This window comes from Ruegeria sp. AH3, assembly GCF_056536265.1.
The window spans coordinates 2172056-2189056 of the sequence record NZ_JBQFJL010000001.1 but is presented as its reverse complement, the minus strand read 5'-3'; the positions used below and the strand labels follow the sequence as shown (position 1 = coordinate 2189056).

The following is a 17001-nucleotide window of genomic DNA, read 5'->3' as shown; positions in this document are numbered from 1 at the left end:
AATCCGTGATACGGGGTTGGAAATTGATTTAAGCAACATCTTTTAGATGAGTATTTTTAAGTTTCATCAGCCACAAGATGTGTTCAAAGAAACCCCAAAGCTGCGACCTGCGGGCCACACTTTGTTCGTCAATCGGACGTTTCGTTCTGTGTCTTGCGATAGTTCTCCCACAAATCAGGCCGCCGCTCGCGGGTGATCTGTTCGGACATGTCGTGGCGCCATTCGGCGATACGGCCATGGTGGCCGGACATCAGGATATCCGGTATCGCGCGGCCTTTCCATTCGGCGGGACGGGTGTATTGCGGATGCTCCAGCAGGCCCGAGGAAAAACTTTCCTCCTCTGCTGACGCCTGATTGCCTAGAACGCCGGGGATCAGCCGTACCGTGGCGTCGATCAGGGCCTGCGCGGCGATCTCGCCCCCGGTCATGACAAAATCGCCCAAGCTGACTTCCTGCACGCCGTAGTGTTCCAGCACGCGCTCATCGACGCCCTCGAACCGACCGCAAAGCAGCGTCATGCCATCGCAGCGCGCCAGGTTCTGCATCATCCGCTGGTCCATCCGGCGGCCACGTGGGCTGAGGTAGATCAGCGGCCAGTTACCCTGGATACCCGCCATCGTGTGCTCGATGGCCTCGCCCAGTACATCGGCCCGCAAGACCATGCCCGCGCCTCCGCCCGCGGGGGTGTCATCGACATTGCGGTGCTTGCCGACGCCGAACTGACGCAGATCGACGGTTTCCAGCTGCCACAATCCTTCCTGCAGCGCCTTGCCCGTCAGGCTTTCACCCAGAACGCCGGGAAAGGCAGATGGGAACAGCGTGATGATCTTGGCTTTCCACACCCCATGCAGGTCTGGGCTGGGGTTCATCAGTTCGCGCGGCTTCAGGGTCGGGCGGATGGCTTTGCGGCCATGAGATTTTGCGGGCGTGTCTGTCATGATGTGCCGATCAGATCCGTTTGAACGCGTTCAACCAAAGCCGCCTTTTGATCGATCAGCGCCGTATCGTCCAGAGCGGATCGGTTCATTTCCAGCATCCGTGCCAGCACGTCTTCGGGCAAGCCGGTATTCGCGCGGGTTGGGCCAACCAGTTGCGCGGCCTCTGCTGCGGGCAGGTCCAGAAAATCGGCAAAGGGTGTTCCGGGGCCAAAGGGACGCGTGCGCAGATCCTCAAGCCATTGGCTGCGCACCTGAACCGAGGGCAACCGGCCCCTGATCTCTTCCGCGACGGATAGCGGGGACGCGACAGGTGCCATGCGATGGCGGAACGTGTCGAAATCCAGAACCATGCGCGTGCGATGCAGGTCATGAGCCCAGAGGCTACGTAGCCAGCTCTCACGCTGGCGCAGTGACAGGTAGAGCGTGATCTGAAGCTCTTCCTGTGCGAACCGTTCGCGGACCAGATCGATCAGACAGGTGGCCAGCTCCGGCGCTGCCTCATACCCGACGGCCAGATTGCGGCTGGGTCGCAGGCCCGAGAAATTCTCTTCGCTCAGCACCAGCCCGCGCTTGTGGCCGAAAGTCAGCGATTTCAGAAACTGCCGCATCTGATCGCTGAAATCGCTCAGCGCGCCGGGCGTGCCATAGAGCGAGTAGCGCGTTGCAGCCTCGGACAAGCCGGAATTCCGCGTGCGATAGGGCAGGACCAGTGCATGATGCGGCCAGATCAGCGCTCGGTTCTCAAACAGAAAGGATTGTGCCGCCGTCGTCCCGGTCTTGTGCAGACCCAGATGCAGCAGCACGCGGCGCATTACAGCAGGCCTTCGGGCGGATCGGCGATGATACGGCCCCTGTCCAGATCAACCGTGGGCACTGCCTCCAGCGTGAAGGGCAGCAGGACCGTGGCTTTCAGGCCAGGGCCGTGCAACTCCAGCAAATCCGCGGCACCGTGGTTCTGAACGGACTTGACCCGCCCCAGCAGGGTGCCGCCGGTATCATAGACCTCCAGCCCGATCAGGTCGGTGTGATAGAACTCATCATCCGGCAGAGACGGCAGCTGATCACGCCGCGCGTAAAGACGCAGGCCGTTGAGCGCATCCGCCTCCTCCTTGGTCTCGACCCCACCCAGCCGGGCGGAGAAACCGTTCTTGATCGGGCGGGTCAGAACGACCGGATAGCGTTCTTTTCCCTCTTCGTCGGTCAACGGCGAATAAGCCTCGATATCTTCGGGCACAGCGCAGAAGCTTTTCAGCCGCACCTCGCCGCGCACGCCATAGGATCCCGCAATGCTGCCGACGCAGATCAGATCACTCATTTGAGCCTTCCGTTACACATAGTCCGCCCCGCCATTGCCCGACCCCTTCGCAGGCCTCGCGCTGGTTCGAGCGTTCAAAGAACACGCCCACAATAAAGGCGATCATCAGCAGGATGGGAAGCCGTAACAATCCGAACATGTCTAGCGTACCTCGACGGGCAGGGTGTCGGTGCGGTCTTCCCAGCCGACCTGTTCCAGTTCCGGCGTGTCCGATACGGTCTCGGGCACGCCCACGCAGAAGTAGCCGATCAGACGCCAGGTTTCGGGCACATTCAGATCTCGGGCCATGCGGTCGGGTTCAAGGATCGACACCCAGCCCAGCCCCAGCCCTTCGGCGCGCAGTGCGAGCCAGAACAGGGTGATGGCCGAAACAACGGAATAACGCCGCATCTCGGGCATGGTGCCCGCGCCCAGTCCTTGCCCCTTGTCGGTGGCATCGTCGCAGAATACCGCCAGTTGCACCGGGGCCTCTTGCATGCCCGACAGTTTCAACTGGCTGTAGAGCCGAGCCTTTTCGCCGGAATAGCCCTCCAACGCCTCAGCATTCGCGCTTTGGAAATTCTTCAATGCCGCGTCCCGCGCGGCGTCACTTTTGACGCGGATCACGCGCCAGGGTTCGCTCAGCCCCACCGAGGGGGCCAGCCGAAACGCGTCGAGGCAGCGCGTCAGCACTGCCTCGTCTACCGCATCGGTGCGGAACCGGCGCACATCACGCCGGAGCCGCATCAACAGATCGAACTGCGTGCGAAAATCGTCGGTAAAAGCCTGATCCTGCACGCGTCCGCCTGCTTATTCTTCTGCAGCAGCTTCGGCAGCCTCAGCAGCCTTAGCAGCTTTCTCTTCCGCGCGCTCCTGAGCTTTCTTGCCCGGGGTACCCTTGTTGGGGTTGTTGCGCTCGGCCTTGTCGCGTGCGCCAGCTGCTTCCAGCATGCGTGCGATACGGTCGGTGGGTTGAGCGCCCTGATCCAGCCAGTACTGGATGCGCTCCATGTTCATTTTCACGCGCTCTTCGCTGTCTTTCGGCAGCAGCGGATTGTAGGTGCCCAGCTTTTCGATGAAACGGCCATCGCGCGGCATACGGCTGTCAGCCGCAACAATGCGATAGAAGGGACGCTTTTTCGAGCCGCCGCGGGCGAGACGAATTTTCATTGCCATGGTGGTATCTCCTTTAGATGGCGTTTACCGGGATCGTTTCCGGTTAATTCTGATGTTTCTTGTGGTGTCGGATGACTTCCTGAATGATGAAATTCAGAAAAGCCTTGGCGAAATCGGGGTCCAGATCGGCCTCTTTCGCCAGGTCTTCTAACCGTGCGATCTGCGCGGCCTCGCGCGAAGGATCGGACGGGGGAAGGTCGTGTGCGGCCTTGAGCTTGCCAACAGCCTGCGTGTGCTTGAACCGCTCGCCCAGCGTATAGACGAGGATCGCGTCCAGCCGGTCGATGCTTTCGCGGTGGTCCTTCAACAGCGCGGCAGCCTGTGTCACGGGGTTGGTCATTGGCCGGTCCTTTCGGTGGTCAGGTCGATCTGCGGATGGCGCCAGATCTGGGCGCGTTTGCCCAAAAGTTCAGCATTCTCAAGTTCCAGCGATGCGCCAAGCCGTTCGGCCAAAGCGCGTGAGCGGTCATTGGCATGGGCGATGTACGAAATCACACCGTTCAGACCCTGATGCCTTGCCGCGTAGTCACGCGCAGCCGCCGCAGCCTCAAAGCCCAGACCTTTGCCCTCGGACTCGGCCATCAGGGTCCAGCCCAGCTCGGGTTCGGCCCAGCCGGGCACGTAGATCATGCCGGCCCAGCCAGCAAACGCGCCGCTGGATTTCTCGGTCAGGTGCCAAAGGCCATAGCCCCGCAACGCCCAATGGCCCAGCCGGTTCGACAATGAGCTCCAGCACTCGAATTCGTTCTTGGGGCCGCCAACCATATGGCTGCGCTCGGTCGCGAAGAACGCGGTCATCGCGGGCAGGTCATCCAGTTGCGGCGCGCGCAGGATCAGACGCTCGGTCTCGACGGTGGGGATGGTGAAAGAGGTCACGCGTAGGCCTCCATTCCGCCATTCACAAGATCGGCAGGCGCCGGATGCCGCCAGATTTCGGTCTTGCCGAACTTGGGGTGTTCATAGTGATATTCGAACTGCGCCCCCAGACGTTTGGCCACAGCCTTGCTGGCGTGATTGTCGAGATCAATGAGCGAGATCGCAGTATCCCAGCCCAGCACATCATAGGCATGCGTGCGTGCGGCCAGCGCGGCCTCGGTCGCATAACCCTTGCCGGTGGCGTGGTTCATCAGCGTCCAGCCGACCTCAGGCTCAGGCCAGCCTTCGGGGAACCACAGGCCGATGCGACCGACATAAGCGCCGGTGTCTTTCTCATCGACGCTCCAGTACCCATAGCCGCGCAGCGCCCAATGGCCCAGCAGCGAGGCGACCACCCTCCAGACCTCATCCCGGCGCAATGGCCCGCCGACAAACCTTGCGGCATCGCTGGCGAAGAACGCGGTGTCAGCGTCCAGATCAACCTCGGACGGTGCACGCATAATCAGGCGCTCGGTCTCAAGAACGGGGATGGGCAGCGAGAAGCTCATGACCGCACCTCTCTGTAACGCCAGACATGCTGATCCGCTCCGATTGCGCGCTCAGCCACTGCGTCTCGCGATGCGCCCAGCCGTTCGGCCAGTGCGTTCGATCGGGTGTTGCTGGCAGACACGTAGCTTACGAACTGCCCCGATCCGAGGAGATTAACGCCGAAATCGCGCACGGCAGAACAAGCCTCAGTCGCGTATCCCTGCAAGCGGTGATCCGCGTCGATCATATAGCCAAGCTCGGGCTCGCGATCGTCCCATTCGAGGCCCAGAATGACGAAGCCAATGGCCCGATCATCTTCTTTCAGGGTGACGGCAAACAATCCATGCCCATGCAGAAGCCAACCGGACGTATAGTAAGAGAATTCGGTCCAGGCTTCCTGCTCGGTATCGCCAAAGCTGTCTTTGCAGATCGACGTCCATACCGGCAGATCGTCCAGTGTGGGTGCGCGCAGAACCAGCCGCCGGGTCTGAATGACCGGCAGGGCCGCGCGATACTGCGCCGCTGCCATCGCCGCCTTACCGGACGGGGGCTGGGTGCAGCGTGCTGGTGTCATTTTTTCTTTCCGAACCCGCTTAGACCCGGGGGCAGGGCCATGCCGCCGCCCAGTCCGGGCATGCCGCCGGGCATCTTGCCACCCATCGCTTTGGCGGCTTGTTCCAGCGCCTTGGGGTCCATGCCTGCGGCCATTTCCTCGGGCGAGGGGCCGCCTTTGCCGAACATGCCTTTCATGGCCTGTTTCAGCATCTTGCCTTTGCCCATCTTGCCCATTTTCTTCATCATGTCCGACATCTGCCGGTGCATCTTGAGCAGTTTGTTGAGGTCGCTGACCTCCATCCCCGAACCCGCGGCGATGCGCTTCTTGCGGCTCGCCTGCAACAGCTGCGGATTGGCGCGTTCGCGTTTGGTCATCGACTGGATCATGGCGATCTGCTGGCGCAGGATCTTGTCGTCCAGACCGGCCTGATCCATCTGCTTGGCCATTTTGCCCATGCCCGGCATCATGCCCATCATGCCCTGCATACCGCCCATCTGGATCATCTGTTCCAGCTGCATCTTCAGGTCGTTCATGTTGAACTGACCTTTGACCATGCGCTTCATCATGCGCTCGGTCTGTTCCATCTCCATCGTTTCCTGGGCCTTTTCGACCAGGGCAACGATGTCGCCCATGCCCAGAATACGTCCGGCAATCCGGTCCGGCTCGAAGGTTTCGAGGGCGTCCATCTTCTCGCCCATACCGACAAAGCGGATCGGCTTGCCGGTCACCGCGCGCATCGACAGGGCCGCACCGCCGCGCCCGTCACCGTCCATCCGGGTCAGAACCACGCCCGAGATACCGACCTTGGCGTCGAACTCCTCGGCGACCTCAACGGCGACCTGACCGGTCAGGCCGTCGACCACCAGCAGCGTTTCACGCGGGTCGACCACGTTGCGGACCTGCTCGACCTCGTCCATCAGGACTTCGTCGATATGCAGACGGCCCGCAGTGTCGAGCATGTAAACGTCATAACCACCCAGCGTCGCCTGCTGCTTGGCACGCCTGGCGATGTCGACCGGTGTCTGACCGGGAACGATCGGCAGCGTGTCAACACCAACCTGCGTGCCCAAAACAGCAAGCTGATCCATCGCAGCCGGGCGATAGACGTCGAGCGAGGCCATCAGGACCTTCTTGCCCTCTTTTTCTTTTAGGCGTTTGGCGAGTTTACCGGTGGTGGTGGTCTTACCCGAGCCTTGCAGACCGACCATCAGGATCGGGGCTGGCGGATTGTCGATCTTCAGCGCGCCGGGGTCTTCTTCGCCACGCAGGGTATCGACCAGAGCGTCGTGCACGATCTTGACGACCTGCTGGCCGGGCGTGATCGATTTGGTCACCGCCTGACCGGTCGCCTGTTCTTGTACTTTCTTGACGAATTCGCGCGCCACCGGCAGCGAGACGTCGGCCTCAAGCAGGGCAACCCGAACTTCACGCAGGGCGGTTTTGACGTCTTCTTCGGACAGCGCACCCTGTTTGGTCAGCCGGTCAAAGACGCCGGAAAGGCGTTCGGATAGATTTTCAAACATGCCTTCGGCCTCCTATGCCGGTTCTCGAATGGCGCTTCTCAGATAAGAAGCACCGGTTAAATACACAATTGCCCCCACGGGCGAAACTCGCTGGTGGGGGGCGATCCCTGAACGACTCAAGGGACCGGAAGGTCAGACGCTTCCGGATGTTTGGGGTCCTCTACGCCCAAGCGCCCCCTGAGTCAAGGCAAGCGCTTTGAGCAAAAAGCTATGTTGGGCTAACGTCCTCGCGTCGGGGTCAAGTTTGGAGATCAGTGATGAGTCAACCATTTCCCAGGCGCACCAAAGACTATGTTGGTGAAGTCACCAATACCGACATCTGGTCCAGCTTCGAAATCCGCCCGGATGACATCTTTGTCTGCACGCCGCCCAAGTGCGGCACCACGTGGACGCAAACCCTGGTCCGTATGCTGATCACCAAAACCGCAGATCCCGCGATCTACAACAATCGGGTCTCACCCTGGCTGGATTGCGGGTTCAGAGACCGCGAGGAGCAGGACACGCTATTAGCGGCGCAGACGCACAGGCGCTGCATCAAGACCCACACGCCGCTGGACGGGATCACCTATTCCTCGGACGCCACCTACCTTGTGGTGCATCGCCACCCGGTCGACGTGCATTTCTCGCTGCGCGCCCATGTGGCGAATATGAAAGACGACTGGCTGGACTACCTGTTCCCCGAGGATATGTCCGAAGCCTTCGCGATGTTCCTCGACCGACCCGCCTCATCCAAAGGCACCGATGATCTGACGCTGGCCTCGTTCGTCCATCATTATCGGTCGTTTCGGCAGTTCAGGCATCTGCCGAACATCCATTTCCTGCATTACGCCGAACTCAGCCGGGACTTGCCGGGGCAGGTGGCACGGCTCGCCGGGATTATGGGGACGGAGATTGAACCGGCGTTGATCGACGAGATAGCGCAGGCTGCAAGCTTTGGTTCGATGAAAGAGAACGCCAGACATGCGTCGCAACAACCCGGGTTCAAAAGCGCGTTTCAGGACTATGCGCAGTTCTTCGCCTCGGGGACCAGCAACAAGTGGCAGGGCAAGCTGACCGCAGATGATATGGCCCGATATGATACGCGCCTGTCCGAGATGGTCACCCTGGCTGAGCGGGCATGGCTGGAGCACGGACAAAACCCATGACTGTCAGGCCTGTTCCCGGGCTTCGTCCTGCTTACGCGCGGGCAGCCAGGCGTTGACCGCGTCAACCATTTGATGCGCGCCGCGCCCGTTCGAGAATGCCTCGACGATCGGATGCCGTCCGGCGCTCATGCCTTTGTCGAGTATCAAGACAGGACGATAGAGGGTCGATGTCCTCTTGTTGCTACGCGATGTGGTGCTTTCGATCTCTGCGTGCGACAGGTTTGAAAGCTTGTGCTCGACTGCGTCATAACCAAAGACCGATTGCCTGCGGATGAGGATGCTGTCCTTGTTGCGATCCAGAATGACTTGCACCCGGCGGACGAAGACACAGAACGCTCCGACACCCATTCCTCCGCCGAAAAGTGCGAAGAAGATACCGAACAAGATACTCTCACCACCCTCGCTGACCATGAACAGGCCAGCGCCGACGAAGGCCAGAATGAATAAGACCAGCGTGATGCCGATGAACCAGGGCGTATCTGACAGGATCAGCTGGTTCGGTGTATTTCGTGTAACTTTCATGGCGGCACGCTAGCACCGAACGCCGCACCTGTCGTGGCTTGAATTTGCACGGCCGTTGCGCGATGAGCGCGTCAGACAGGAGGTTCCCATGGACGCATCATCTGCCTTTCAGGATACATTGCCGCTCAGCTCGGATGCGCTCTTGGCGCGGCTGGACGATTGGGGGCTGCCCTATCGGTTGCACACCCATATCCCGCTGCGCACGGTGGAAGACGCCAAAGGGGTCGAGGACCAGTTCATGGTGCCGGGCGAAAACGCGTTGCGGCTCAAGAACCTTTACCTGCGCGACAAGAAGAAGCGGAACTATCTGGTGACTCTCGAACAAAGCCGCGAGATCGATCTCAAGGCGCTGGGCGCTGAGCTGGGGATCGGAAACCTGTCCTTTGGTTCGGCGGATCGCTTGTTTCAGAACCTCGGCATTCGCCCCGGCGCGGTCACTCCGCTGGCGATGATCAACGGGGTGCAGAATGACGTGCGCTTTTTCATGGATGCCACCGCGCAGCAGGCAGACATCATCTATATGCACCCTCTGGTGAATGACCGGACCGTCGCGCTGAGGCGCGATGATCTGATGTCATTCTTCGACAAGATCGGGTGTGAGGTGACTTGGCTGCCCTGATCACGCCTCAAGCGCTTCGTTCAGTGCGGCAGCGACATGGGCGGCAGACGGGTTGATGAACAAATGCCCATCCGCCTCGAACACCGGATCGTCCAGATTGTCGGGGAAGGCCAAAGGCAATTCGGTGCAGGCCAGCAGGACAGCCGTACCGGATGAGGCGTGTTTGTCGCAAAAGGCCAACAAGCGAGAGCGGGCGGTGCCGGACGCGCCGCCATAAAAATCGCTGTCGATCATCGCCTGCATCTCGGCAATCTCGGGCTCGGGCAGCCGGGGATTTGCGGTGACGCCTTCTTTGGCCAGTCGATCGGCATAATTGCTGGCCTGCATGGTGACCGTCGTGCCCAGAACCAGCGCCTTGGTCGCACCGGTTGAAGCGGTCGCGTCTGCAGTCGCATCGAAAATGCTGAGAATGGGCATCGAAACCCCCTCACGGATCGCGTGAAGGCGCGCATGGGGCGTGTTGGAGGCGATGATGCCGAAATCACATCCGGCGTTTTGCAAGGTCAACAGCGCATCGCGGAACACGGCGTCGAAGGCGGCCCAACTGACTTCATCTCCGGCCACACCTCGCAACGCACGGGTTTTGGCCTGCGTGACTGACTCGATGGTCATAGGCGGGATGGGCAGCGGCGACCCGTGGCCGCGATCTGCGAAATGCCGGCCTGCGCCCTCCGCGATGGCGCGGTAATAGTCGACGGTTGAGGCCCAACCCACGCCGCCCAGTATCCCGATCTTCTTCATGTGAAACGCCCAATCTGCTGATCTGCCTTAGCGCAGACTGGACGTTTCCGTCAGAAATGGCCAGAGGCTCAGGCCGCCAGTTCGGTGACAGCTTTCTGCGCGCTGGACAGCGCGGCCTCGGGATCCAGCGCCATACGGTCAGCCGCGATGACCTCGACATCGTGGATGCCGATGAAGCCCAGAACGTGGCGCGCATAAGTGGTGGCAAAGTCGATCTCGGAACCAACCGCCGTACCGCCCGAGGCAACAGCGAGGACGGCGCGTTTGCCTTCCAGCAGGCCTTTGGGGCCTTCCTCGGAATAGGCGAATGTCACACCGGCGCGGGCGACCAGATCGATCCAGGCCTTGAAGGCCGCTGGGACCGAGAAATTGTAGATCGGAAGGCCGATGACGATGGTGTCCGCGTTTTGCAGCTCGGTCACCAGTTCATCCGACAGGGCCAGCAGGTCTTGCTGCACCGCGTCGCGCTGATCTGCCGGGGTGAAATTGGCGGCAATCCAATCCTCGGTCAGCAGGGGCAGGGGGGTCGCAAGATCGCGACGGATGACGCGCCCGGCTCCAAGGTGGCGCACCACGCGGTCGGACAGGTCGCGGGTGGCGGATCCGGTGCGGCGGGCCGAGGCGTCGATATGCAGGATGGTCTTGGTCATTCGATGGGTCCTTTGTTGCAGGAATGCTTAACGTCATTCGAATATGAGCGTTGCATCCGCGAACAAAACTCAGATATACCCACAGATATTGTTGGAATTTGCACAGTGGAACAGATGCAATGGACAATTGGGATGAAGTGAGAACCGCCTATCAGGTGGCCCGTATGGGAACGGTCAGCGGTGCGGCGGATGTTCTGGGCGTTCACCACGCCACCGTGATCCGCCATATCGACGCGATTGAGGCACGGCTGGGCGTCAAACTGTTCCAGCGCCACGCGCGCGGCTACACGCCAACCGAGGCTGGTGAGGATCTGCTGCGCGTGGCTCAGGCGACCGAGGATCAGTTCAACCAACTGGTTGGCCGCATGAAAGGGCGCGGCGATGATGTCTCGGGCGAGCTGGTGGTGACGTCGCTGGCCTCGCTGGCCCCTTTGATCGTACCGACGCTCAGCGAATTCCAACGGACACATCCGGGTTTGATCGTGCGCTACCTGACCGGCGACCGGCTGTTCCGTCTCGAATATGGCGAAGCGCATGTGGCCATCCGCGCCGGGGCCGCGCCGGATCAGCCAGATAACGTGGTGCAGCCCTTTATCCCGCAAGAGATCGGCTTGTTTGCCAGCAAGACCTATATCGCCCGCCACGGCAAACCCACCGGTGTCGAGGATTTCGGCAACCACCACTTCGTCGGCAACGATGACGAAAACAGCCGCGCGCCGTTTTCCCGCTGGCTGCGCGCCAATGCGCCCGAGCAATCGATCACCTTCCGCTGCACCAACAACTTCTGCATGCGCGAAGCCGTTCTGGCCGGGGCCGGCATCGGTTTCATGGCCCGGTGGGAGGCCGCGCGCGACCCCGATCTGGTCGAGGTGATGGAGCCTCTGCCCGAGTGGTCGGGCAAGCTGTGGCTGGTGACCCATGTAGATCTGCATCGCACCACCAAGGTACAATCCTTCCTGTCTTTCCTGAAAGATCAGTCCAAGGGCTGGCTGCCGTGACACCGCAGGCACGCGGCCATCTGGCCATGCTGGTATTCTCGGCGCTGGTGGCGGGCAGCTTCTCGCTGGGCTCGATGGTAGCCAACGAGATTGCACCCTCGGCGATCACGGCGGCGCGCTTTGCAATTGCGGCGGTGGTGATCGGCGTCGCGGCGCTTGCCACGACGGGCATTTCGCGCAGCGCGGCACAGGCGCCCTGGCGCTATCTGGTGCTGGGCGCACTCTTTGGTAGTTATTTCGTTTTGATGTTCTATGGCTTGAAAACCGCACCGCCGGTCAGTGCGGCGGCGGTCTTTACGCTGACCCCGGTCATGTCGGCACTGGCCGGATGGGTGCTGCTGCGCCAGATCACCACCCCGCGCATGGCACTGGCCCTGTCGGTCGGCGCGGTCGGGGCGCTTTGGGTCATCTTCCGGGCCGATTGGCAGGCCTTTCAGGCTTTCGAGATCGGGGTCGGAGAAATCATCTATTTCTGGGGCTGCGCCGCGCATGCGATCTATACACCGATGGTGCGGCGACTGAACCGAGGTGAACCCGCGGTTGTCTTCGCCTTCGGCACGCTGCTGGCCGGGTGCCTGATCCTGACCCTGTGGGGCTGGTCCGATATCCGGGCCACCGATTGGGCGAACCTGCCGGGGATCGTCTGGCTGACTCTGATCTACATCTCGCTGTTTGCGACAGCCGCCAGCTTTGTTCTCGTGCAATTTGCGGCACTGTGCCTGCCCGCCGCCAAGGTCATGGCCTATACCTACCTGATCCCCAGCTGGGTGATCCTGTGGGAGATCTCGCTGGGCCGGCCTGCGCCGACCGCGCTGGTTCTGGTCGGCGCGGTCCTGACCGCCGTGGCCCTGTTGTTGCTGCTGAAGGGCGAGGACGCCCCGGCCAATACCGCCCCCATTCAGGAATAGCCCTCTCTGCCCGTATCTGATCCCTTTTGAGGCAGGTCAAAGCCATTACATTCGAATTTCTCTATGCATTGAGCAGAGGAGGAAGACGTAATGTTCAAACATATCATGATCCCGATTGACCTTCATATGCCGCCTGAGATCGAAAAGGCGGTTGCGGTCGCCTCGCAATTGGCCAAATGGCAGGGTGCCAGGATCACCATTGTCAGCGTGACCGGAACGCAGCCCGGCGACGTTGCCCTGAAGAAAGACACGATAGAGGAAAAGCTGAACGCCTGCGCCCGCGAAATCGCCGAACAAAGCGGGGCCGAGGTTCATACGCGCAATATCCATTCGGTCGATGTCGCGGTGGAAGTCGACGGAGACCTGACCCGGACCGCAGAAGAAATCGATGCCGATCTGATTGTCGTGGGAACCCACGCGCCGCGCATCACCGATTATCTGTTTTCCAGCCATGCCGGCTATCTGGCCAAACATGCCAGTATGTCTGTCTTTGTCGTGCGCTGACGCCTAGGGCTCTTCCGAGGGCAGTTCGACCTCAAGAAACCGCTCGAACGCATCCAGATTGACCGGTTCGAATTGTCCGAACCCCTGCATCCAGACCGAGGCGGCGCGCAGCGCATCGGGTTCCAGCTTGCACCATTTGACCCGCCCGCGTTTCTCCTGAGAAATCAGACCTGCCTTGGTCAGGATCACCAGATGTTTCGAAATCGCGGCCAGTGACATCTCGAACGGTTCAGCCACGTCGGTGACGGCCATGTCATCCTCAAGCAGCATCGCAAGGATGGTGCGTCGGGTCGGATCGGCAAGGGCCGCGAATACGGTGTCGAGATCACTGGGCATGGTCCCGCTGAACCATAGCCTTTGAGTTTGGTCAACCATTTGGTTGAATATGCGAATTCGCCCCGGTCTGCGTGCTGAGGTTGTCCCGAGCCTCTATCGGGCTTTGTGTGTGCAAGATTTTTAGCATAAAAATCTTATACTTAGCGGCGGCGAAGGTGCGACTTATACGCCGTTGACTCTGCGCGCGCACCGCCTTAGCACCTAGCCTCAAGACAGTGCGAGGAAACCGCCCGTGACCGATGACGACCAAAAGCAGCGTATGGCGCAGCTTGAGGCCAAGATCGAAGCGGCGAAAAAGGCGAAACAGCCTAAGCCCCGCGCAGATGCTGACGTATCCGGGGGCGAGCTTGCCTGGAGGATGGTCATCGAAATGGTATCCGGTCTGGGGATCGGATTTGGCATCGGATACGGGCTGGACAGCCTGCTCGGGACGATCCCGATCTTTCTGGTGCTATTCACATTGCTGGGCCTTGTCGCGGGCGTGAAGGTTATGCTCCACAGCGCGAAAGAGGTTCAAGAGAAACAAGCGGCCGCAAGCGCGACCGAGAAGGACGAGAGGGACTGAACGTGGCAACCGAGACCACCGCAGAAAAAGGCAGCAGCCTGGCTTTCCATCCGATGGACCAGTTCATCGTCAAGCCGCTCTTTGGCGACGGTGCGATTGCCTGGTACACGCCCACCAACGTGACCCTGTGGCTGTTCCTGGCGATTGCGGCGATCTTTGCCCTGCTGGTGCTCAGCACCTCGAAGCGCGCGATTGTTCCGACGCGGATGCAGTCGGTGGCCGAGCTGGCCTACGGTTTCATCTACAAGATGCTGGAAGACATCTGCGGTAAGGAAGGCGTTAAGTACTTCCCCTATGTCATGACCCTGTTCATGTTCATCGTCTGCGCGAACTTCTTGGGCATGCTGCCCATGTCCTTCACAACTACATCGCATTTCGCCGTGACCATCCCGCTGGCGCTGGCCGTGTTCCTGACCGTGACCGTATTGGGTTTCGTCAAGAACGGCGCAGGCTTTCTGGGCCTGTTCTGGGTCTCCAGCGCGCCTCTGGCGCTGCGTCCGGTTCTCGCGATAATCGAGCTGATCTCGTACTTCGTACGTCCCGTCAGCCACTCCATTCGTCTTGCCGGTAACGTCATGGCAGGCCACGCCGTGATCAAGGTGTTCGCAGGCTTTGCTGCGATTGCCGTGATCTCGCCCGTGTCCGTTCTGGCGATCACTGCAATGTATGGCCTCGAGGTCCTCGTGTCCTTCATCCAGGCCTACGTATTCACCATTCTGACCTGTGTTTATCTGAAAGATGCGCTGCATCCTTCGCACTAAGGTCCGATACCCCAACATCGAAACTTCCAATTCGTAAGGAGACACATCATGGAAGGCGATCTCGCACACATCGGCGCAGGCCTGGCAGCAATCGGTTCCGGCGCAGCCGCAATCGGGGTGGGCAACGTTGCAGGCAACTTCCTGGCCGGCGCCCTGCGCAACCCTTCGGCGGCTGCTTCGCAGACCGCAACCCTGTTCATCGGTATCGCGTTCGCAGAAGCGCTGGGCATCTTCGCATTCCTGGTCTCGCTGCTGCTGATGTTCGCCGTATAATCTGCGGAACCTGATCCTTACGCGCGGATGGGCCCAAGCCATAGCGGCCCATCTGTTGTAAAGACAACGTTTCGACGGAGGACATCATGGCGACTGAACCCATTGCTGAAGAAGTAGTAGGCACATGCGTTGATTCCAGCGGCTACGCCGTCGGGATGCCGCAGCTCTGCTTCGATTGGTTCCCCAACCAGATTTTCTGGCTGGTCATTACGCTGGTCGTCATCTTTCTGGTCCTGTCTCGCGTGGCTCTGCCCCGCATCGCGGCAATTCTGGCGGAACGTCAGGGGACCATTACAAATGACCTGGCTGCGGCCGAAGATCTGAAGGCCAAGGCGGTCGAGGCCGAAGAGGCCTATAACAAGGCGCTGGCCGATGCCCGTTCTGAGGCACAGCGTATCGCAGCGGAAGCCCGCGCCGAAATCCAGTCTGGTCTGGATGACGCGATTGCAAAGGCGGATGCGGAAATCGCTGCAAAAGCGGCTGAATCGGAAAAGGCAATTGCCGACATCCGTGCCGGTGCGCTGGAAAGCATTCAAGTGGTTGCCAAGGATACGGCGGCTGAACTGGTCACTGCACTGGGCGGCGAGGCGGATGCCAAAGCCATCGACAGTGCCATTGACGCGCAGATGAAAGGATAAGTGACATGCGAAACACTCTTGCCCTTATCCTGACCCTCGGCATCGCCAGCCCCGCGTTGGCCGCAAGCGGCCCGTTCTTCTCGCTTGCCAACACCGACTTTGTGGTCACTCTCGGCTTCATCGTCTTCATCGCGGTCCTGTTCTACTTCAAGGTCCCCGGCATGATCGGTGGTGCGCTGGACAACCGGGCCGACGGCATTCAGGCCGAACTGGACGAAGCTCGCGCCCTGCATGAAGAAGCACGCAGCCTGCTGGCCTCGTATGAGCGCAAGCAGCGCGAAGTTCAGGGTCAGGCCGATGCCATTGTCGCCGCCGCCAAAGAAGACGCGGTTCTGGCAGCTGAGCAGGCCAAGGTTGATCTGGAGAAGTCCATTGCACGCCGTCTGGCCGCTGCACAGGATCAGATCGCATCGGCTGAGGCGTCTGCCGTGAAGGAAGTTCGCGATCAGGCCATCACCGTTGCTGTTTCGGCAGCCAACGCCGTGCTGGCCAAGCAGATGACTGCCGCTCAGGCGAACAAGCTGATCGATGCGTCCATCGCGGATGTCGGTGAAAAGCTGCACTGATCGCCTGGATCATATGATTTGAAAAAAACCCGAGGGTCTCAGACGCTCGGGTTTTTTTGTTTGTTAACGTGTCGATCGTGAGTGATCAGACCTCGCCGGTCTCGTGCTTCAACCGCTGCTGTGCGATCTCTTCATTGTGCAGGGCCTTCTGCTGATCGGCCATGCAGCCTTTGACAAAGTTCAGATGATCCTCGACCGCCTGCCGGGCGCCCTTTGGGTCACGGTCCTGCAGGGCCGTGTTGATGGCACGGTGTTGATCCAAAATAGCTTCCCGAGTGGTGCGCTGATGGAACATGACCTGACGGTTGTAGAACACGCCCTGCCGCAGCAGATCAAACATCGAGCGCATCATGTGCAGCATCACCACGTTATGGCTGGCCTCAATGATCGCCATGTGGAACTGGGCGTCCAGATGTGCCTCTTCATCGGTAGCATTACGCGCATGGGCGGCTTCCATCTTGTCCAGAATGGTCTGCACCACTTTCAGGTCGCTGTCCGAACCCATCCGGGCGGCCCGCTCGGCCGCCAGCCCCTCCATATCACGCCGGAACGAGAGATAGTCGAACACCGCCTCATCATGATTTCCAAACAGCCGGATCAGCGCGGGAGAAAAGGCTGATCCCAGAACCTCGGCCACATAGATGCCCGATCCGGCCTTGGCGGTCAGCAACCCTTGCTCCTGCAGGTTTGATATCGCCTCGCGCAGCGACGGGCGCGACACGCCCATCCGTTCGGCCAGTTCCCGTTCCGAGGGCAGGCGTTCACCGGGGCGCAGAATGCCGCGCAGGATCAGCAGCTCGATCTGGCGCATGACGGCCAGCGACAGTTTTTCGGTCTGAACTTTGTGAAAGGGCATGAGATCTACACTGGAAATTGGTCAACTC

General features: G+C 60.4%; 26 protein-coding genes. 10 read left to right on the top strand and 16 right to left on the bottom strand.

Going from position 1 to position 17001, the window contains the following annotated elements; translation table 11 throughout:
* Positions 1 to 128: 128 nt before the first annotated feature.
* The 11 genes from trmD to ffh are packed head-to-tail and all read right to left on the bottom strand — an operon-like array spanning position 129 to position 6891.
* Positions 129 to 938, bottom strand: coding sequence for a tRNA (guanosine(37)-N1)-methyltransferase TrmD (gene trmD, locus ACR3EM_RS11015; protein ID WP_480470741.1), 810 nt, complete (start codon positions 936 to 938; stop codon positions 129 to 131).
* A complete protein-coding gene (locus ACR3EM_RS11010) occupies positions 935 to 1750 on the bottom strand; it encodes a hypothetical protein (protein WP_480470740.1) in 816 nt (271 codons plus the stop codon). The genes trmD and ACR3EM_RS11010 overlap by 4 nt, the downstream gene beginning before the upstream one ends.
* Positions 1750 to 2253: a ribosome maturation factor RimM gene (gene rimM / locus ACR3EM_RS11005; protein ID WP_480470739.1), complete on the bottom strand. Its 504-nt coding sequence runs from the start codon at positions 2251 to 2253 to the stop codon at positions 1750 to 1752. The genes ACR3EM_RS11010 and rimM overlap by 1 nt, the downstream gene beginning before the upstream one ends.
* Positions 2246 to 2392 (bottom strand): hypothetical protein, encoded by a 147-nt coding sequence (locus ACR3EM_RS11000; protein WP_480470738.1) that lies wholly within the window; start codon positions 2390 to 2392, stop codon positions 2246 to 2248. Before ACR3EM_RS11000 ends, rimM begins: the two co-directional genes overlap by 8 nt.
* Before the next feature lie 2 nt (positions 2393 to 2394).
* Complete coding sequence (bluB, locus tag ACR3EM_RS10995; RefSeq protein WP_480470737.1) at positions 2395 to 3030, bottom strand: 5,6-dimethylbenzimidazole synthase; 636 nt, start codon at positions 3028 to 3030, stop codon at positions 2395 to 2397.
* Between the two features lie 12 nt (positions 3031 to 3042).
* Positions 3043 to 3408 carry a 30S ribosomal protein S16 gene (gene rpsP / locus ACR3EM_RS10990; RefSeq protein WP_480470736.1) on the bottom strand — a complete coding sequence of 122 codons (366 nt, stop codon included), beginning with the start codon at positions 3406 to 3408 and terminating at the stop codon, positions 3043 to 3045.
* 43 nt (positions 3409 to 3451) lie between these two features.
* Positions 3452 to 3748 carry a chorismate mutase gene (locus ACR3EM_RS10985; RefSeq protein ID WP_039541590.1) on the bottom strand — a complete coding sequence of 99 codons (297 nt, stop codon included), beginning with the start codon at positions 3746 to 3748 and terminating at the stop codon, positions 3452 to 3454.
* Positions 3745 to 4284, bottom strand: a complete 540-nt coding sequence (locus ACR3EM_RS10980) for a GNAT family N-acetyltransferase (RefSeq protein ID WP_480470735.1) — start codon at positions 4282 to 4284, stop codon at positions 3745 to 3747. Before ACR3EM_RS10980 ends, ACR3EM_RS10985 begins: the two co-directional genes overlap by 4 nt.
* A complete protein-coding gene (locus tag ACR3EM_RS10975) occupies positions 4281 to 4832 on the bottom strand; it encodes a GNAT family N-acetyltransferase (protein ID WP_480470734.1) in 552 nt (183 codons plus the stop codon). The genes ACR3EM_RS10980 and ACR3EM_RS10975 overlap by 4 nt, the downstream gene beginning before the upstream one ends.
* Entirely contained in the window at positions 4829 to 5386 is a 558-nt protein-coding gene (locus ACR3EM_RS10970) for a GNAT family N-acetyltransferase (RefSeq protein WP_480470733.1), read from the bottom strand. Before ACR3EM_RS10970 ends, ACR3EM_RS10975 begins: the two co-directional genes overlap by 4 nt.
* Positions 5383 to 6891 (bottom strand): signal recognition particle protein, encoded by a 1509-nt coding sequence (gene ffh, locus ACR3EM_RS10965; protein WP_480470732.1) that lies wholly within the window; start codon positions 6889 to 6891, stop codon positions 5383 to 5385. The genes ACR3EM_RS10970 and ffh overlap by 4 nt, the downstream gene beginning before the upstream one ends.
* Positions 6892 to 7148: 257 nt before the next feature.
* Between ffh and ACR3EM_RS10960 the strand changes: the two genes are divergently transcribed.
* Complete coding sequence (locus tag ACR3EM_RS10960) at positions 7149 to 8036, top strand: sulfotransferase domain-containing protein (RefSeq protein WP_480470731.1); 888 nt, start codon at positions 7149 to 7151, stop codon at positions 8034 to 8036.
* A gap of 3 nt (positions 8037 to 8039) precedes the next feature.
* On the opposite strand, the gene ACR3EM_RS10955 is transcribed toward ACR3EM_RS10960, so the two are convergent.
* Positions 8040 to 8558: a hypothetical protein gene (locus tag ACR3EM_RS10955; RefSeq protein ID WP_480470730.1), complete on the bottom strand. Its 519-nt coding sequence runs from the start codon at positions 8556 to 8558 to the stop codon at positions 8040 to 8042.
* An 88-nt stretch (positions 8559 to 8646) separates the two neighbouring features.
* Between ACR3EM_RS10955 and ACR3EM_RS10950 the strand changes: the two genes are divergently transcribed.
* A complete protein-coding gene (locus ACR3EM_RS10950; RefSeq protein ID WP_480470729.1) occupies positions 8647 to 9177 on the top strand; it encodes a prolyl-tRNA synthetase associated domain-containing protein in 531 nt (176 codons plus the stop codon).
* On the opposite strand, the gene ACR3EM_RS10945 is transcribed toward ACR3EM_RS10950, so the two are convergent.
* Positions 9178 to 9918 carry an aspartate/glutamate racemase family protein gene (locus ACR3EM_RS10945; RefSeq protein WP_480470728.1) on the bottom strand — a complete coding sequence of 247 codons (741 nt, stop codon included), beginning with the start codon at positions 9916 to 9918 and terminating at the stop codon, positions 9178 to 9180.
* 68 nt (positions 9919 to 9986) lie between these two features.
* Positions 9987 to 10568, bottom strand: a complete 582-nt coding sequence (locus tag ACR3EM_RS10940; RefSeq protein ID WP_480470727.1) for an FMN-dependent NADH-azoreductase — start codon at positions 10566 to 10568, stop codon at positions 9987 to 9989.
* A gap of 119 nt (positions 10569 to 10687) precedes the next feature.
* On the opposite strand from ACR3EM_RS10940, the gene ACR3EM_RS10935 reads away from it, so the two are divergent.
* From ACR3EM_RS10935 to ACR3EM_RS10925, 3 genes are all read left to right on the top strand, one after another.
* Entirely contained in the window at positions 10688 to 11566 is an 879-nt protein-coding gene (locus tag ACR3EM_RS10935) for a LysR family transcriptional regulator (protein ID WP_480470726.1), read from the top strand.
* A complete protein-coding gene (locus tag ACR3EM_RS10930) occupies positions 11563 to 12474 on the top strand; it encodes a DMT family transporter (RefSeq protein WP_480470725.1) in 912 nt (303 codons plus the stop codon). Before ACR3EM_RS10935 ends, ACR3EM_RS10930 begins: the two co-directional genes overlap by 4 nt.
* Before the next feature lie 90 nt (positions 12475 to 12564).
* Positions 12565 to 12978 (top strand): universal stress protein, encoded by a 414-nt coding sequence (locus ACR3EM_RS10925; RefSeq protein ID WP_480470724.1) that lies wholly within the window; start codon positions 12565 to 12567, stop codon positions 12976 to 12978.
* A gap of 3 nt (positions 12979 to 12981) precedes the next feature.
* Here ACR3EM_RS10925 and ACR3EM_RS10920 read toward each other — a convergent pair whose 3' ends face one another.
* On the bottom strand, positions 12982 to 13314 hold the full coding sequence (locus ACR3EM_RS10920; protein ID WP_480470723.1) for an ArsR/SmtB family transcription factor: 333 nt from the start codon (positions 13312 to 13314) through the stop codon (positions 12982 to 12984).
* A 232-nt stretch (positions 13315 to 13546) separates the two neighbouring features.
* On the opposite strand from ACR3EM_RS10920, the gene ACR3EM_RS10915 reads away from it, so the two are divergent.
* From ACR3EM_RS10915 to ACR3EM_RS10895, 5 genes are all read left to right on the top strand, one after another.
* Positions 13547 to 13879, top strand: coding sequence for an AtpZ/AtpI family protein (locus ACR3EM_RS10915; protein ID WP_480470722.1), 333 nt, complete (start codon positions 13547 to 13549; stop codon positions 13877 to 13879).
* A gap of 2 nt (positions 13880 to 13881) precedes the next feature.
* Positions 13882 to 14640, top strand: coding sequence for a F0F1 ATP synthase subunit A (locus ACR3EM_RS10910; protein ID WP_480470721.1), 759 nt, complete (start codon positions 13882 to 13884; stop codon positions 14638 to 14640).
* A 48-nt stretch (positions 14641 to 14688) separates the two neighbouring features.
* A complete protein-coding gene (locus tag ACR3EM_RS10905) occupies positions 14689 to 14913 on the top strand; it encodes a F0F1 ATP synthase subunit C (protein WP_005981269.1) in 225 nt (74 codons plus the stop codon).
* 86 nt (positions 14914 to 14999) lie between these two features.
* On the top strand, positions 15000 to 15551 hold the full coding sequence (locus tag ACR3EM_RS10900; protein WP_480470720.1) for a F0F1 ATP synthase subunit B': 552 nt from the start codon (positions 15000 to 15002) through the stop codon (positions 15549 to 15551).
* A 5-nt stretch (positions 15552 to 15556) separates the two neighbouring features.
* Entirely contained in the window at positions 15557 to 16117 is a 561-nt protein-coding gene (locus ACR3EM_RS10895) for a F0F1 ATP synthase subunit B (RefSeq protein ID WP_480470719.1), read from the top strand.
* Positions 16118 to 16202: 85 nt separating this feature from the next.
* On the opposite strand, the gene ACR3EM_RS10890 is transcribed toward ACR3EM_RS10895, so the two are convergent.
* Entirely contained in the window at positions 16203 to 16973 is a 771-nt protein-coding gene (locus ACR3EM_RS10890) for a FadR/GntR family transcriptional regulator (protein WP_480470718.1), read from the bottom strand.
* Positions 16974 to 17001 lie beyond the last annotated feature (28 nt).

What these genes read in the sequence shown, in the direction of transcription:
- ffh (WP_480470732.1), bottom strand. Translation starts at nt 6,891, where the DNA reads ATGTTTGAAAATCTATCCGAACGCCTTTCCGGCGTCTTTGACCGGCTG.
- ACR3EM_RS10925 (WP_480470724.1), top strand. Translation starts at nt 12,565, where the DNA reads ATGTTCAAACATATCATGATCCCGATTGACCTTCATATGCCGCCTGAG.
- rpsP (WP_480470736.1), bottom strand. Translation starts at nt 3,408, where the DNA reads ATGGCAATGAAAATTCGTCTCGCCCGCGGCGGCTCGAAAAAGCGTCCC.
- ACR3EM_RS11000 (WP_480470738.1), bottom strand. Translation starts at nt 2,392, where the DNA reads ATGTTCGGATTGTTACGGCTTCCCATCCTGCTGATGATCGCCTTTATT.
- ACR3EM_RS10950 (WP_480470729.1), top strand. Translation starts at nt 8,647, where the DNA reads ATGGACGCATCATCTGCCTTTCAGGATACATTGCCGCTCAGCTCGGAT.
- ACR3EM_RS10970 (WP_480470733.1), bottom strand. Translation starts at nt 5,386, where the DNA reads ATGACACCAGCACGCTGCACCCAGCCCCCGTCCGGTAAGGCGGCGATG.
- ACR3EM_RS10945 (WP_480470728.1), bottom strand. Translation starts at nt 9,918, where the DNA reads ATGAAGAAGATCGGGATACTGGGCGGCGTGGGTTGGGCCTCAACCGTC.
- ACR3EM_RS10955 (WP_480470730.1), bottom strand. Translation starts at nt 8,558, where the DNA reads ATGAAAGTTACACGAAATACACCGAACCAGCTGATCCTGTCAGATACG.
- ACR3EM_RS10895 (WP_480470719.1), top strand. Translation starts at nt 15,557, where the DNA reads ATGCGAAACACTCTTGCCCTTATCCTGACCCTCGGCATCGCCAGCCCC.
- ACR3EM_RS10920 (WP_480470723.1), bottom strand. Translation starts at nt 13,314, where the DNA reads ATGCCCAGTGATCTCGACACCGTATTCGCGGCCCTTGCCGATCCGACC.
- ACR3EM_RS10900 (WP_480470720.1), top strand. Translation starts at nt 15,000, where the DNA reads ATGGCGACTGAACCCATTGCTGAAGAAGTAGTAGGCACATGCGTTGAT.
- ACR3EM_RS10960 (WP_480470731.1), top strand. Translation starts at nt 7,149, where the DNA reads ATGAGTCAACCATTTCCCAGGCGCACCAAAGACTATGTTGGTGAAGTC.
- ACR3EM_RS10940 (WP_480470727.1), bottom strand. Translation starts at nt 10,568, where the DNA reads ATGACCAAGACCATCCTGCATATCGACGCCTCGGCCCGCCGCACCGGA.
- rimM (WP_480470739.1), bottom strand. Translation starts at nt 2,253, where the DNA reads ATGAGTGATCTGATCTGCGTCGGCAGCATTGCGGGATCCTATGGCGTG.
- ACR3EM_RS10975 (WP_480470734.1), bottom strand. Translation starts at nt 4,832, where the DNA reads ATGAGCTTCTCGCTGCCCATCCCCGTTCTTGAGACCGAGCGCCTGATT.
- ACR3EM_RS10905 (WP_005981269.1), top strand. Translation starts at nt 14,689, where the DNA reads ATGGAAGGCGATCTCGCACACATCGGCGCAGGCCTGGCAGCAATCGGT.
- ACR3EM_RS10935 (WP_480470726.1), top strand. Translation starts at nt 10,688, where the DNA reads ATGGACAATTGGGATGAAGTGAGAACCGCCTATCAGGTGGCCCGTATG.
- ACR3EM_RS10890 (WP_480470718.1), bottom strand. Translation starts at nt 16,973, where the DNA reads ATGCCCTTTCACAAAGTTCAGACCGAAAAACTGTCGCTGGCCGTCATG.
- ACR3EM_RS10985 (WP_039541590.1), bottom strand. Translation starts at nt 3,748, where the DNA reads ATGACCAACCCCGTGACACAGGCTGCCGCGCTGTTGAAGGACCACCGC.
- trmD (WP_480470741.1), bottom strand. Translation starts at nt 938, where the DNA reads ATGACAGACACGCCCGCAAAATCTCATGGCCGCAAAGCCATCCGCCCG.
- ACR3EM_RS11010 (WP_480470740.1), bottom strand. Translation starts at nt 1,750, where the DNA reads ATGCGCCGCGTGCTGCTGCATCTGGGTCTGCACAAGACCGGGACGACG.